This is a genomic window from Oceaniserpentilla sp. 4NH20-0058, assembly GCF_040371755.1.
Taxonomy (GTDB): domain Bacteria; phylum Pseudomonadota; class Gammaproteobacteria; order Pseudomonadales; family Oceanobacteraceae; genus Bermanella.
The window spans coordinates 145141-158944 of the sequence record NZ_BAABWE010000003.1 but is presented as its reverse complement, the minus strand read 5'-3'; the positions used below and the strand labels follow the sequence as shown (position 1 = coordinate 158944).

Sequence of the window (13804 nt, the reverse complement as noted above, 5' to 3'; positions counted from 1 at the left end):
ACCTGTTCGTTCTATAAACAATTATGTGTCTAATAAATTTGGAATAAATCTCAGATATAAATCTGCTGTGATGGTAGCAATCAAGGAGTCAGAGTACTTTAAAACACAAAAAACGCAGCCATCGACTGCGTTTCTTATCTCTCACCTAACATTCCACATCTCAGGCATCAAAGCGTCTTCCGTCTCTCATCAAGCATTTCGCTTCTTATAAACAAAATACAACATGGGAATCAAAATCAGCGTAAACAAGGTACTGATCAAAATACCAAAAATTAAGCTGATGGCGAGGCCGTTAAAGATGGGGTCGTCCAATATGAAGAACGCACCAGTCATGGCGGCAATGCCGGTGAGCATAATGGGTTTAGTTCGTACGGCGGCGCTGTTGATGGCGGCTTCTATTAAATCGGTGCCTTTTTCCAGTTCTTGGTTGATGAAGTCCACCAATAATATGGAGTTACGCACGATGATGCCTGCCAAGGCGATCATACCAATCATGCTGGTGGCGGTGAATTGCGCGCCTAATAATGCGTGGCCCGGCATGACGCCAATGATGGTGAGTGGAATCGGGGCCATGATGATTAATGGCACTAGGTAGCTTTTAAATTGTGCGACCACCAATAGGTAAATTAAGATCATGCCTACGCCGTAGGCGATGCCCATGTCGCGGAACGTCTCATAGGTAATTTGCCATTCACCATCCCATTTTATGGAGGGCTTGTTGGTGACTTGTGGCTGATTAATAAAAAACTGCTCTGGGCCAAAGCCTCCATTGAGGGCGGCTTCATCCATAGCACCTGACATATCAAACAAACCATAAAGTGGGCTGTCTAATTCGCCAGCCATGTCGGCGTTTACAAAAACCACGGGCAATAAGTTTTTGTGGTAGATGGTTTGGTCTATGGTGCCGTGATCTAAGCGTACCATATCTGAAATGCTCACTAAGTTACCGTTCATGCTACGCACTTTGGTATTCAATAAGGCATTCCAGTTGGCTTTATCTTTTTCGTGAAATTCTAAGCGAATAGGGGTGGCGTATTTGCTGTGGTCGTCTCGTAAAAAACTTACATCACGGCCGGCCATGGCGGTGTCCAGTGTATCTACAATGCTGGCGTAAGGTACGGCCATTTGTGCGGCTTTTTGGCGATCAATGCGGATGATGGTTTTATTTTGTGGTGCTTCAATGGTGTCGTCTACGTCAATGATGTCTGGGGTGTTTGCAAATATGCCACGCAATTGTTGTGCAGTTTGGATTTGCTCTGCGTAATGGGAGCCATAGACCTCGGCCACAATAGGTGCCATTACTGGTGGGCCCGGTGGCACTTCGGCAATTTTCACGTTGGCGTTATGGGCTTTACCTATGGCTTGCAAGGCAGGGCGAAGTTGTAAGGCGATGTCGTGGCTTTGTAAATCCCGTTTATTTTTGTCCACTAGATTTACTTGTATATCCCCCATGTGTGGCTCGTTACGCATGTAGTATTGGCGTACTAAACCATTAAAGTTAATGGGCGCGTTGACACCAGAGTACAGTTGGAAGTCTTGCACATAGGGGTTGGTTTTAAGTTCGGCAGCGAGTGCTTCTAATGTTACTAGGGTATTTTCCATGGGGGTGCCTTCGGGCATATCCACGATAATTTGAAACTCAGACTTGTTATCAAAGGGGAGCATTTTAAGTACTACGAGTTTCATCACCGGTAATGAAACCGAAAGCAGAATTAAACCAATGACTAAACCTAACATTTTTAGGCGGTTTTTTGCGGCTTGCTCCCCTTGAATTAACGGGCGCACAATTTTATTAAAAACGGTGTACAGCTTGCCGGTTTGTGGGTTTTCTTCATTGTGGTTGTCTGCGCCAGTGGGCACGTGTTCTTTTAATAGTTTATAGGACAACCAAGGAGTCACAATAAACGCAATGGCCAGTGAAATTAACATGCCAGTACTGGCGTTAATGGGGATAGGGCTCATGTAGGGGCCCATTAAGCCGGATACAAATGCCATGGGCATTAACGCGGCGATAACCGTAAAGGTGGCCAAAATAGTAGGGCCGCCCACTTCGTCTACAGCTACTGGAATGACTTCTAATAGCTTTTCCCCTCCCATGTGTAAGTGCCTGTGTATGTTTTCCACCACCACTATGGCATCGTCCACTAAAATCCCAATGCTAAAAATCAGTGCAAATAATGAGATACGATTTAAGGTAAAGCCCCATGCCCAGCTGGCAAATAGAGTAATGGCAAGGGTGATGAATATGGCACCGCCCACAATAACGGCTTCGCGCCAGCTCATGGTGGCTAGCACTAAAACCACCACAGCTGCGGTGGCAAACAATAATTTAGCGATGAGTTTGTCGCTTTTATCTTTTGCGGTGTCGCCATAATTACGGGTGACTTTTACTTCTATGTTGCTTGGAATAGCGATGTTTTTTAATTGTTCAATGCGGCTTTCAATGGCACTGGTAATATCAAACGCGTTTTTCCCCGGTTGTTTGGCAATGGCGAGGGTCACAGCACTTTGGTTGTGTTTGAAGCCTTGTTCAAAATGTAAGACCTGTGCCTCGGGAATGTCGGCGGCGTGAATAATATCCGCTACGTCGGATAAGTATACAGGGCTGCCATTGGTGGCTAATCCGATTACCAGCTGTTTAATTTCATTAGCACTGGTTAGAAAACTCCCCGCTTGCACTTGAATCACATGTTGCCCTTGATACACATTGCGCGCCGGAGCAGCGGCATTACTGCTTAACAATGTGTTGGATACGTCATCTATGGCAATGTTGTAGGCACTTAATCGCACTGGGTCTAAGCGAACATTGACCACATTTTGTTGTGCACCTTGGGTGTAAATATCACGAGTACCGTCAATACGCTTGAGTTCTACTTCTAGTAGGTGAGCTACTTGGGTTAACTGCTGGGCCGTCACGTCATGATCATTACTGTATAAAGTCAGACTCATGATGGGCACATCATCAATGCCTTGAGGTTTGATTACGGGTTGCATGGCACCTAAGTGAGGCGGTAACCAATCTTGATGGCTGTAGACTTGGTTGTACAAATTCAAAATGGCGGTTTCTCGTTTTAATCCCACTTTAAACGCGACGGTGAGTACCGACATACCGGGACGAGACACGCTGTAAATATCTTCTACCCCAGTGATTTCACTTAGAACTTGTTCAGCGGGGGTGCTGATTAAGGTTTCAACTTCTTTAGCACTGGCACCGGGTAGGGCGATAAACACATTAGCAAAAGTGACATCAATTTGTGGCTCTTCTTCTTTGGGAGTTACCATGATGGCAAAAAAACCAAGCAGTAAACCAAACAAAGCTAATAGCGGGGTGATGGCATTGTTTTGAAAGGTCTTGGCTAAGCGCCCACTGATGCCTAATTTTGTTTCCTCAGTCATGTTATATCTCCTGAGTAGCCATAATGGCGTAGGCATCTTGTGCGATGGTGTCGCCGTCTTTTAGGCCCGCTAAAACATCAACTACAAGGCTGTCGTTTTGTTGGTGTGAATCCCCAAGACGCACTTGGCGTAACTGATAAACGTCGCCGTGTTTTACATAAACGTAACTGACTTCCCCTTGCCGAGCGATGCTGGATAGTGGGATTCGGATGGCTTGGGCGTTGTCGGTAGGGACTAACAGTTTTACCCACATACCGGGGAATAACCCTGCGTTTTCGCTGTTGATATCCACTCGTACCTTAAAGCTGTGACTGTCGGCATCAGCAAACGGAAAAATGGTGACTTTTCCTCCACTTAAAAGAGTATCCCCATGTTGAATGTTCAGCTGAGTTTGTTGATTGACTTTATTAATAAAACGCTGGGGCAAATGGGCCACCGCACGGAGTTGGTTTAGGGACAACCCTGTCATGAGAGGCGAACCGGGGTTGACGGTTTCTCCCACTTGTACCAAACGGTCTTTAACAATACCTGAATAGGGGGCGCGAATTTGTGTATAAGAAAGCTGCTCTTGAGCTTGATCTAAAACCGCTTTGGAGGCTTTTACTTGTGCGGCGGCTGATTTGGCATTGGCTTTAATTGAATCGTATTGTCCTTTTGATACCGAACCTTGTTCAAATAATGGCGTGGCTCGTTTCAGTTGGGATTGGGCATCGCTATTGGCGGCTTGGGCACGACTCAAGCCGGCTTTGGCTTGGGTGACACCAGCTTGTTGCTGGGTGTTACGCAATTGGATAATGATATCCCCTTGTTTCACGTAGTCGTTTACATCTACCTCAATAGATTGCACACGGCCACTGGTTTGTGCACTGATGGTAGCTTCGTTCACCGCCTCCATTTGTGCTTCTAGTGCAAACCAATTTGGGTATTCCTTTAGGCTCACAGTAACGGTGTCATTGGCGAAAACAATGTGACTGATAAGACTTGTGCCCAGTAGTACAGATTGCCAAAAAGAGATGGATTTCATGATTTTATCCTTAGCGTTTACCACGTTTAAGTGTAGAAGAGGCATAAGCAGCTTCATAGTACATAAAGTGATTTAGTCTTATCTAAATTAGTTTTATCTAATATATAGTCAAAGTGTGATCGATTCAAGTGAAAGGGCAGGTTGATATAGGGATGTAATGGGTAGGATTGTTTCAAAATTAGATATAATGAAGTCTATCAAGTAAAGAGAGCGAAACTTCCTAACGTTGGATTTCGTGATTGAAGTCAAAATAAGCGTATAATCTGTTTTTTCTGAATGAGCTGTAGAGGGTTGTCATGGCGTTATTAACTCGGGTGGCGAAAAACCCTAAACATTTTCTTTTAATTACATTAACCGCACCGGCTATTTATGGCTTGATTATTCCGGTTGTGGTTATGGATGTATTTGTTAGCCTGTATCAGGCTATATGTTTTCCTGTTTATAAAATCCCAAAAGTGAAGCGTAAGGATTATATAAATTTTAAACGGGGCAAGCTTACCTACCTTAATTTATTTCAGCGTTTGAATTGCATTTATTGTGATTATGCAAATGGTGTTTTGGCATATGGAGTAGAAGTGGCAGGGAGAACAGAGTGGTATTGGTGTCCAATTAAACACCCTGACCACGCGAAACGTTCCCATGATCATTATGAAGATTTTATTGCATATGGTGATGACGACGACTTCGCGAAAAAACATAAAGCGAAACGCACAGCATGCAGAGCCTGCGAAAGCGACTGTTCATCTAAAGATGTTTAATAATGTCTAAAAACATAAAGGTCCCTCAGGAATACTTAGTCTGGCCACCCATTTCCGCTGCTTGTGGTTTATTTGTGTTTTTTGTCTTTTTAAATGTGTTGCCTGTTTATCATTCAGCGTTACTTTCACAAACGGATACCAATTACTTAGCTGGGTATTTGTTTCCTGTGTTCATGGGGGGCGGGTTAGCATGGCCATTACATGGTCGGTTTTGGTTGGGGTTTGCATGGCTTTGCTTAATATGTTGTGGGTTTAGTTATGTGTTCCATTTTTTTGCATTAGATGGTTATTCAACCTCTAGTTTTATGGTAATTACCAGTCTTGCTTTGATGTTTTTAGTACAAGCGTTAACTTTATGGGTTAAACGACAATTTTGGCATCGAGCTAGCCAATGTTAGTTTTTTCGATGTTGTTTAATTAAATCGGTATTTTTTAAAATATAAGCGAAAATCTAAATTAATATGCCTGAATTATCTCAAGACTATTTGGCTTTTCTGAAAGTAGAACTACCAAAACTTAAAACTAAGCGTCTGCCTTTTTGGCGAAAATCCCGTAAAACCAAACATGATACATTGCGCTATGTGGTTAATAAATACTCATTTAGTCAAGCAGGGTTATGCGCTGAGTTTGGTGTATTTAAGGGGGTCACTATTCGGATGATGGCAAATAAATTACCTAGTCAGAAATTTTATGGGTTTGATTCGTTTACTGGTTTTCCTGATGACGGACGAACGGATTGGCAGCATGATTTTTCTCTTCAGGGGAAACTGCCTGACGTTCCGAAAAATGTCACTTTAATACAAGGGTATTTTGAAGATACGCTTGAAGCGTTTGTTGCAGAACATAAGGATGAATGTTTCGCGTTAATGCATATTGATTGTGATATCTACTCGTCTACCAAGACTATTTTTAATATATGTAAACCTATGATCAAGCCGGGGTGTATTATTGTATTTGATGAATTATTGCACTATTCAGGCTTTGAAAACCATGAAATGCTGGCATTTTATGAGTTCTTGAGTGAAACCGGTTTAAACTTTGAGTGGTTGTCGATTCGTAATAAGGTACTGGATATTGAGGAATACTTGACCTCAACTTGGTCTCAAAAGTTAGTTGGTAGTCCAATGAAGGTTTGGCGAGAAATGGGCTACGAACAGGAAGTAGCCATTCGTATTATATAAATATTCACATACATTTCCTTTAAGCCCTTTTATCATAGATACAGGGGCTTTTTTGTTTTCCTGTACTTTCTTTCTTCGTTAGTGAAGACATTTTTGTTGTTTTAAATGTCTTAAAATCACCCTAAATGTAATATTTATAACGTTCGCGATACCATTTGATTGTTATCCTAAAGGGAGTTAGATAAACATTTTTTATCCTTGATTATAGATAGAATGAATGTATGGATATTAAGGAAAGCTCTCAGCTTTAAACCCTAAACGTAATAAATTTTTACAATTGGTTCTTGCGCTTTCAATTTTAGACAATATGTATGACTATTCACGCCTACTTGGCACAAATAGTCGTAGTATTTCTTATAAGGAGTGGACTATTATCGACCAACGATACGATCGTTTTGATTGTTGTTTGGCTCAGTTGTAGTACACATTGTGGAACTTAGCTAATGAACTATGCCGTTCAAAAAATAATAAAAAGGTGACACCTTGAAACCAAACCCAGATCAAACATATTCCAAAAATTATCGGCGGTACGTCTTATTTCTACTGACCATCGTTTATGCATTTAACTTTATTGACCGTCAGATTTTAGTTGTATTACAAGAGTCTATTAAAGCGGATATGGATCTATCCGATTCTCAACTAGGTTTGTTAACGGGTTTTGCGTTTGCTGTTTTTTATGTAAGTTTGGGTATTCCCATTGCACGCTGGGCCGATTCAGGCAACAGGCGTAATATTGTTGCTGGGGCAGTGACAATATGGAGTGGTATGACAGCGATTTCTGGTTTAGCTCAAAACTATGTTCAGTTACTGCTTGCTCGTATTGGTGTGGGTGTAGGTGAAGCCGGTGGTAGTCCGCCGTCTCACGCAATGATTTCTGATTATTACCCAGCAGAAGAGCGTGGCCGTGCCATGTCTCTGTACTCAATGGGTGTCTATGTTGGTATATTGGTTGGTTATGGCTTGGGTGGTTTAATTGCTCAGTATTATGGCTGGCGTGTTGCTTTCTTTGCTGTGGGTATTCCTGGCTTACTAATTGCCGTGTTGGTTCGCTTTACAATTCGTGAACCTATTCGTGGCGCAATGGATGGCCCTGGAGCTACTGGAAAAAGCACACTTAAAGAAACGGTTGCCACATTATGGGCATTACGTTCTTTTCGCTTGTATTCAGTTGGTACGGGTTTAATTGCTTTTGTAAGTTATGGGGTTGGCAACTTCTTACCTTCTTTTCTTGGCCGCTCACATGGTTTTGACCATGTACAAATCGGTACAAGCTTAATGTTAGTTGCGGGTATTGGTGGTGCAATCGGTACATTCTTAGGTGGTTATTTTGCTGATAAATTAGGCCAGCGTGATATCCGTTGGTATCTTTGGGTTCCGGCCATTCCGGCTATCTTTGTTCCGTTGTTAAATGTATTAGGTGTATTTGCTGAAACGTCTAATGCTGCTTTAGGATATTTATTTGTGGCTACTATGGCTGGTGCATTATACCTTGGACCGACTATTGCAATTACGCACTCTTTGGTTTCCCCAAGCATGAGAGCGATGTCTTCGGCTATATTGTTTTTAATTTTGAACCTTATTGGTTTAGGTTTGGGTCCTTTAGCGGTAGGTATTCTGAGTGACTTGTTAAGCAGCACTTATGGGATTGATTCATTACGTTATGCAATTTCTTGGGTGTCACTGGCAGGGCTTGTTGCAGTTGCATTATTTTTCTTAGCGGCTAGGCACTTACCTGGCGACATGAAACAATCAAAGGCTTTAATTGATAATGAGTCTGCCATGAATACAGAAGAGGCAAAAGCGTAATATTAATAAGTAATTCAATGTATTTTAAAAAGCCAACTCATTGAGTTGGCTTTTTATTTTGTTGAAAAAATTAATTTATTATTGGGTAGTTATAACTTGTTCGTATTTAATAGATTTAATTTCCCATTGAGATTGTTGTCGTTGTAAGCTGATAAACACAGGAATTTCAGCTTTTTCTCCTAGAACTTTAAACCAAAAATTTGCTTCCCCTGCTTCATTGTTAATATGTATTTGGCTGTTGTTAGTAACCTTTATAGTTAAAATAGGACCAATTATTTTTTGTATTTCTGATTGCTCGTATAATGCTTGCTCCGCAACATCATAGGCTTGAGATTGCTTAATGACGTATTCTGAGAATTGATCAAAATCGAAACTAGACGGTTTGAACTCAGGTAAATCTGGGCTTAATTGATACAAAAAAAGCACAATAATAAATGATATAGCTCGAATATAGACAGGCATACTCTTACTGATAACCACTTGTGTATTAGCAAGGTAATCACCTATTCGGCGTTTATTTGAGTTAAGCGTCATGAACACGGCTTCAATGGGCCAAACAATTTGGCTCAAGTTTCGAATAAAACAAGATAAGGCAGAAGCCGGCTTTTGATCATTAAGGTTAATGACTTGAACTCCGGTAATCCATTTACCTAAGCTTGCACCTCTAAAGCTGTCTTTTGCAGTAAAAACACAATAGCTGAATAACCCGATAGCCCCTTGCATCATTGGCTCGTTGAACCAAGGGTTGTGCATTGAGAACTGAAGAGTCGAAATGAGAGTGTATCCTGCAATTAATGATAGTAATCCAAAACACCAAGAATCGATTAAAAAAGCGGTCATTCTGCGTTTTCGTGAAGCTACTGAATATTCCATGTTTATCCTTTGTTTTATCCAGCTATTCTAACTGACTAATGCATGAAAGTTACGTCGAGATGTCGGGTTTTATTTAGTGTTGAAATCGGATTTTATTCCTAATAGAGGATTATTATATTGGACCTAATGAAAGTGATTGCCACTAAAATTGCAATTGATATTGCATGCTCATGGGAATTGAACAAAAAATAATCATATCAAAATTATTGTTTGATGCATTGGAGCAAGCTCAAAGTTTGGCTAAAAGTTGGTTATGAACTTACAATAACGAACGACCAAGTTCGGCACTAGGTGGGATAACTCCTATTTGAAAATTAATTTCTACTTTTAACTGATGTTAAAAACAGAAGGGTGATAATTTAAATGAGTATTGGTGGTTTACTGGCAAAACTAGCAGAGATGCAAGCTAAAGGGCCATCTGTTCAATGTGAACGGTGCCAGCTTTATTATTTAGAGAAACAACATGATGAATGTCCGCATTGCACACATTTATCCGATAAAGAATTATATTACTTTTTAGTTGAACAAGAGCAAAATCGAGAAGGTAGCAAAAAAATAGGGTATGGCTTTGCCTTGGCAGCCATACTTACTGCTGTTTTGATGTTCTTTATTAGCTAATAAAGGGCTCAATACGTTTTTATAATAAGAAGGAAGAATATGATAGATACTCAGATTTTAGCCCCTGTTATTGCCTTAATTTGTTGGTCTATGGTCATGTGGTTTTGGATGTTGGCTATACGTCTACCTGCTATCTCTATTGCAAAAATGAAAATGGATCCTCACGCCATTCGAGGTGAGCAAGTTTCACAGTTACCTTCTAAGGTACGCTGGAAGGCTGATAACTATAATCATTTAATGGAGCAACCTACCATTTTTTATGCCTTGGCCATCACTTTGGGTTTATTAGGAGAGGGCAGTGGATTAAATGCACAATTAGCGTGGGCGTATGTTGCATTAAGAGTGGTTCATAGCTTGGTTCAAGCATTGACGAATATTATTGAAATCCGTTTTGTTGTATTTGTGCTATCCAATATCCCGTTAGCTTGGCTTTCTGTAAATGGTTTGACGCACTTTTTAAGTATATCCCCATAAGTTTATTAAGCCCCTTAATTTTTTCCGTTTAAAAATGAATATACATTTAAAGTCTACTAGTGAATGAAGTAGCGAAGCTTTTTGATTTTAAAAGATTTTATTCGTGAAAAAACGACCTTTTTGATCTATGTTTATGCATGATGTTTGTAAAAACCTATTCACCTTTGCTTAGTCAAAAGTGTTCCATGGCAGGAGGCTAAAATGGTCTTAATTTTAGTAGTTTGTGTCGTTATTACTTTGTACAACGTGTATGTGTATCGTTGGTCAAGAGCTCAACTTGAGCACCGATTAATGAGTGCTCATCGTGACTTCATGCGTTCAATTACGGTGCGAGGTGCAGAAGGAGTTGATTCTCCATTAGGAATGGATTATTTACAAAATATTGGGTTTGCCATCAAAATTGATGGAGATATTTGCCCTTATGAATCACTATTTTCGGATTTCAAAACGTTAAGTCGTTTAAATGATTTAGAAGTCATTCGTTTAGCGAAGAAACATAAGAAGAATAAGCACTTTGCCGAAGCCTCATGGGTGATCGTGATATTATTGGGAATGATTGCTCTGTATATATAGAGCTTCTTTTAATCGTCTTAATATTTGTTTTGTTAAATATTCAAATCAAGTCATTGCTTGTTGGGTGCGTTTTAGCAGAGTGCTTAATTATGTGACGTGGCAGTGCACCCGGATTATCAAGGTTATGATTTAGGGAGGTAAATCATCAATAAGCTAATTGATTTATCTCACGCTACAAAAATATCATTTTATATGACACCTAGGGAAAGAGGGCTTATATAAAAAGCTAGGTTTTAAATCCATGAATACGGCTATGGCAATTTTTTGAAAGTTCAGAGTTTGCCCTTGAGGTGGGTTTGATTAATCTTTTTTGATGCTAAAAAAAGCCCTGAATATTGCTATTCAGGGCTTTGATTTCGTTATTTGCTAATGGTTAGCAAACTTCAAATAGTGCCGCAGCACCCATACCACCACCAACACACATGGTTACTACCACGTATTTAACACCACGACGCTTACCTTCGATCAGAGCGTGCATAGTCATACGAGCACCAGACATGCCGTATGGGTGACCAATAGAGATTGCGCCACCGTTAACGTTTAGACGGTCAGCAGGGATGTTTAACTTGTCACGACAGTAGATAACTTGTACTGCGAATGCTTCGTTTAATTCCCAAAGACCAATGTCTTCCATTTTAAGACCAGTACGCTGTAGAAGCTTAGGAATAGCAAATACAGGACCGATGCCCATTTCGTTTGGCTCACAACCAGCAACGGCCATACCACGGTAAATACCTAGAGGCTCAAGACCACGTTTTTCAGCTAGTTCACGATCCATCATAACAACAGCAGCTGCGCCGTCAGAAAGCTGAGATGCGTTACCACCAGTGATACAACCATCTTCACGAACAGCTTTAAGAGAAGAAAGACCTTCAAGTGTTGTAGTTGGACGGTTACCTTCATCTTTAGTTAGAGTAACTTCTTGTTCGCTTACTTCACCAGTTTCACGATCTTGAACTAGTTTAGTGGCAGTAACAGGTACGATTTCATCATCGAATTTACCAGCTTCTTGAGCAGCCGCAGTACGCATTTGAGATTCTAATGCGTATTCATCTTGAGCTTCACGTGAGATGCCGTATTTCTTACCAACCAATTCAGCAGTATCTAGCATAGGCATGTAGATATCAGGAGCGGCTTCAAGAACCATGGCATCTTTTGCTTTATAGGTGTTCATTTTGTCGTTTTGAGCCAAGCTGATTGATTCACAACCACCAGCAATAACAACAGGTGCGCCATCAACAATGATTTGTTTTGCCGCAGTTGCAATAGTCATTACGCCTGAAGAACACTGACGGTCCATAGACATACCAGAAACAGTAACAGGTAGGCCAGAAGCAAGCGCAACTTGACGCGCAAAGTTAGTACCTTGAGTACCTTGTTGAATAGATGCACCAAAAAGTACGTCATCTACTTCAGCGCCGTCGATGCCAGCACGTTGAACGGCCGCTTTTACAGCGTAAGAAGATAGTGATGGAGCAGTCAGATTGTTGAAAGCACCACGGTAAGCTTTACCAATTGGAGTACGGGCAGCCGATACAATTACAGCTTCTTTCATGATAAATTCCCTTGAATAAATACGTAAATAAATGCCACAACTAAGAGCGGCAAATGAAAAAAATAGGAGCCTAAAGGCTCCTATTAAAATTGATTATTTTAAAGACTGAAGGTAAGCCATAGCTTTACCTAAGAACTTCTCGCCTTGCTTAGAGCCAGCAATGAATTCTTGTTGGCCAGCAGGGTCGTTGATTTCTTCTAAGGTCGCTTGTACATGATCAGCTGTTTGCTTCTCTTGTGGCAAGAATACACCTTCAGTTTCATAAAGGTGTGCAGAAGCGTAACCGCCAGCGCCAGCTGCTAGGATCAAGCGGTTTGGAGAGTCTTTATGTACTAATGTCAGTGCACCAGCTGTAACTGCTTCAGGAACAAGCATATCTAGTACTTCTTGTGGCATTAGGTCTTCAGTCATACGAGTAGCGGCAGTTGGTGCTAGTGCATTGATGCGGATATCGTTTTTATGACCTTCAATTACTAGGGTGTTCATGAAGCCGATAACGGCCATTTTAGCTGCACCATAGTTAGACTGACCGAAGTTACCGTATAGGCCAGAAGAAGACGTGGTCATAAGGATACGACCATAGTTTTGTTCGCGCATGATGTCCCAAACTGCTTTAGTACAGTTAACAGAACCCATTACGTGAACGTCCATTACTAGTTGGAAGTCAGAAAGTTCCATTTTGGTGAAGCTTTTATCGCGAAGAATACCGGCGTTGTTGATTAGGATGTCAACACGACCCCATTTTTCCATGGTTTGTTTAACCATGTCTTGTACTTCGTCGTATTTAGCAACATTAGCGCCGTGAGCGAATGCATCGCCACCATTTTCTTTGATTAGCGCAACCACTTCGTCAGCTGCAGCAGAAGAAGCACCGCTACCATCACGAGCGCCGCCTAGATCGTTAACTACAACTTTAGCGCCACGAGCAGCTAATTCTAATGCGTGAGAACGACCAAGACCATTACCAGCACCAGTTACGATAGCAACCTGACCTTCAAAACTAATAGACATACTTATCTCTCTTGTTAATAGATTGAGTAAAAAAAGAGTCGGGATTATACAGGAATAATTCCAAAATTATTTAACAAATTGTATCGTGATCCACTCAGCCTGTAGTGCTGGCTTATCAGAACCTTCGATTTCAACGGTAACTTCAGTCTTAAGCTGGAACATCCCTGGCTTTTTCTCTATTACGTCGATTAGCTTAGCCGCACCGCGGATTTTGCTGCCTACTTTAACAGGAGAGATGAAACGAACTTTATCAAAACCGTAGTTCATGCCCATGTAGAAGCCATCAATCAAGGTGCTGAACTCTTCAGCAAGATAAGAAAGCATAGAAAGAGTCAAGAAACCGTGAGCAATAGTGGTGCCAAATGGTGTCTCAGCTGCTTTTACTGGATCAATGTGAATGTACTGGTGATCGATGGTGCAATCAGCAAATTGGTTGATTTGCTCTTGCTTTACTTCAAACCAATCAGAAAATAGTACTTCGCTATTAACTTCGTTAAAAATCTCTTCACGTGATACTTGTTTCATATTTATTCTC

General features: G+C 41.0%; 13 protein-coding genes. 7 read left to right on the top strand and 6 right to left on the bottom strand.

Annotation, left to right across the window (positions count from 1 at the left end):
* Positions 1 to 189: 189 nt before the first annotated feature.
* Together ABWV45_RS05970 and ABWV45_RS05965 are read right to left on the bottom strand one after the other, a co-directional pair.
* Entirely contained in the window at positions 190 to 3396 is a 3207-nt protein-coding gene (locus ABWV45_RS05970; protein ID WP_353349688.1) for an efflux RND transporter permease subunit, read from the bottom strand.
* A gap of 1 nt (position 3397) precedes the next feature.
* On the bottom strand, positions 3398 to 4420 hold the full coding sequence (locus ABWV45_RS05965) for an efflux RND transporter periplasmic adaptor subunit (RefSeq protein ID WP_353349686.1): 1023 nt from the start codon (positions 4418 to 4420) through the stop codon (positions 3398 to 3400).
* A gap of 296 nt (positions 4421 to 4716) precedes the next feature.
* Between ABWV45_RS05965 and ABWV45_RS05960 the strand changes: the two genes are divergently transcribed.
* The 4 genes from ABWV45_RS05960 (at position 4717) to ABWV45_RS05945 (ending at position 8165) form a co-directional block, all read left to right on the top strand.
* Positions 4717 to 5178: a hypothetical protein gene (locus ABWV45_RS05960; protein WP_353349684.1), complete on the top strand. Its 462-nt coding sequence runs from the start codon at positions 4717 to 4719 to the stop codon at positions 5176 to 5178.
* A 2-nt stretch (positions 5179 to 5180) separates the two neighbouring features.
* Positions 5181 to 5576: a hypothetical protein gene (locus ABWV45_RS05955; protein ID WP_353349682.1), complete on the top strand. Its 396-nt coding sequence runs from the start codon at positions 5181 to 5183 to the stop codon at positions 5574 to 5576.
* A gap of 63 nt (positions 5577 to 5639) precedes the next feature.
* Complete coding sequence (locus tag ABWV45_RS05950) at positions 5640 to 6359, top strand: class I SAM-dependent methyltransferase (protein ID WP_353349680.1); 720 nt, start codon at positions 5640 to 5642, stop codon at positions 6357 to 6359.
* A gap of 483 nt (positions 6360 to 6842) precedes the next feature.
* On the top strand, positions 6843 to 8165 hold the full coding sequence (locus ABWV45_RS05945) for a spinster family MFS transporter (RefSeq protein ID WP_353349679.1): 1323 nt from the start codon (positions 6843 to 6845) through the stop codon (positions 8163 to 8165).
* Positions 8166 to 8243: 78 nt separating this feature from the next.
* Here ABWV45_RS05945 and ABWV45_RS05940 read toward each other — a convergent pair whose 3' ends face one another.
* On the bottom strand, positions 8244 to 9038 hold the full coding sequence (locus tag ABWV45_RS05940; RefSeq protein ID WP_353349677.1) for an RDD family protein: 795 nt from the start codon (positions 9036 to 9038) through the stop codon (positions 8244 to 8246).
* A gap of 363 nt (positions 9039 to 9401) precedes the next feature.
* Between ABWV45_RS05940 and ABWV45_RS05935 the strand changes: the two genes are divergently transcribed.
* The 3 genes from ABWV45_RS05935 to ABWV45_RS05925 all read left to right on the top strand — a co-directional run bounded on the left by ABWV45_RS05935 (position 9402) and on the right by ABWV45_RS05925 (position 10703).
* Positions 9402 to 9656 carry a hypothetical protein gene (locus ABWV45_RS05935; RefSeq protein WP_353349675.1) on the top strand — a complete coding sequence of 85 codons (255 nt, stop codon included), beginning with the start codon at positions 9402 to 9404 and terminating at the stop codon, positions 9654 to 9656.
* Between the two features lie 39 nt (positions 9657 to 9695).
* Positions 9696 to 10130 carry an MAPEG family protein gene (locus ABWV45_RS05930; protein ID WP_353349673.1) on the top strand — a complete coding sequence of 145 codons (435 nt, stop codon included), beginning with the start codon at positions 9696 to 9698 and terminating at the stop codon, positions 10128 to 10130.
* Between the two features lie 201 nt (positions 10131 to 10331).
* Positions 10332 to 10703, top strand: a complete 372-nt coding sequence (locus ABWV45_RS05925) for a hypothetical protein (protein WP_353349671.1) — start codon at positions 10332 to 10334, stop codon at positions 10701 to 10703.
* Between the two features lie 373 nt (positions 10704 to 11076).
* Here ABWV45_RS05925 and ABWV45_RS05920 read toward each other — a convergent pair whose 3' ends face one another.
* From ABWV45_RS05920 to ABWV45_RS05910, 3 genes are all read right to left on the bottom strand, one after another.
* The gene (locus ABWV45_RS05920; RefSeq protein ID WP_353349669.1) at positions 11077 to 12258 is read right to left on the bottom strand and encodes an acetyl-CoA C-acyltransferase; all 1182 of its coding nucleotides are present in this window, start codon (positions 12256 to 12258) and stop codon (positions 11077 to 11079) included.
* A 93-nt stretch (positions 12259 to 12351) separates the two neighbouring features.
* A complete protein-coding gene (locus ABWV45_RS05915; protein WP_353349667.1) occupies positions 12352 to 13269 on the bottom strand; it encodes an SDR family NAD(P)-dependent oxidoreductase in 918 nt (305 codons plus the stop codon).
* Positions 13270 to 13335: 66 nt separating this feature from the next.
* Entirely contained in the window at positions 13336 to 13794 is a 459-nt protein-coding gene (locus ABWV45_RS05910) for a MaoC family dehydratase (protein ID WP_353349665.1), read from the bottom strand.
* Positions 13795 to 13804: the final 10 nt, after the last annotated feature.

What these genes read in the sequence shown, in the direction of transcription:
- ABWV45_RS05965 (WP_353349686.1), bottom strand. Translation starts at nt 4,420, where the DNA reads ATGAAATCCATCTCTTTTTGGCAATCTGTACTACTGGGCACAAGTCTT.
- ABWV45_RS05925 (WP_353349671.1), top strand. Translation starts at nt 10,332, where the DNA reads ATGGTCTTAATTTTAGTAGTTTGTGTCGTTATTACTTTGTACAACGTG.
- ABWV45_RS05955 (WP_353349682.1), top strand. Translation starts at nt 5,181, where the DNA reads ATGTCTAAAAACATAAAGGTCCCTCAGGAATACTTAGTCTGGCCACCC.
- ABWV45_RS05920 (WP_353349669.1), bottom strand. Translation starts at nt 12,258, where the DNA reads ATGAAAGAAGCTGTAATTGTATCGGCTGCCCGTACTCCAATTGGTAAA.
- ABWV45_RS05910 (WP_353349665.1), bottom strand. Translation starts at nt 13,794, where the DNA reads ATGAAACAAGTATCACGTGAAGAGATTTTTAACGAAGTTAATAGCGAA.
- ABWV45_RS05940 (WP_353349677.1), bottom strand. Translation starts at nt 9,038, where the DNA reads ATGGAATATTCAGTAGCTTCACGAAAACGCAGAATGACCGCTTTTTTA.
- ABWV45_RS05950 (WP_353349680.1), top strand. Translation starts at nt 5,640, where the DNA reads ATGCCTGAATTATCTCAAGACTATTTGGCTTTTCTGAAAGTAGAACTA.
- ABWV45_RS05915 (WP_353349667.1), bottom strand. Translation starts at nt 13,269, where the DNA reads ATGTCTATTAGTTTTGAAGGTCAGGTTGCTATCGTAACTGGTGCTGGT.
- ABWV45_RS05935 (WP_353349675.1), top strand. Translation starts at nt 9,402, where the DNA reads ATGAGTATTGGTGGTTTACTGGCAAAACTAGCAGAGATGCAAGCTAAA.
- ABWV45_RS05960 (WP_353349684.1), top strand. Translation starts at nt 4,717, where the DNA reads ATGGCGTTATTAACTCGGGTGGCGAAAAACCCTAAACATTTTCTTTTA.
- ABWV45_RS05970 (WP_353349688.1), bottom strand. Translation starts at nt 3,396, where the DNA reads ATGACTGAGGAAACAAAATTAGGCATCAGTGGGCGCTTAGCCAAGACC.
- ABWV45_RS05930 (WP_353349673.1), top strand. Translation starts at nt 9,696, where the DNA reads ATGATAGATACTCAGATTTTAGCCCCTGTTATTGCCTTAATTTGTTGG.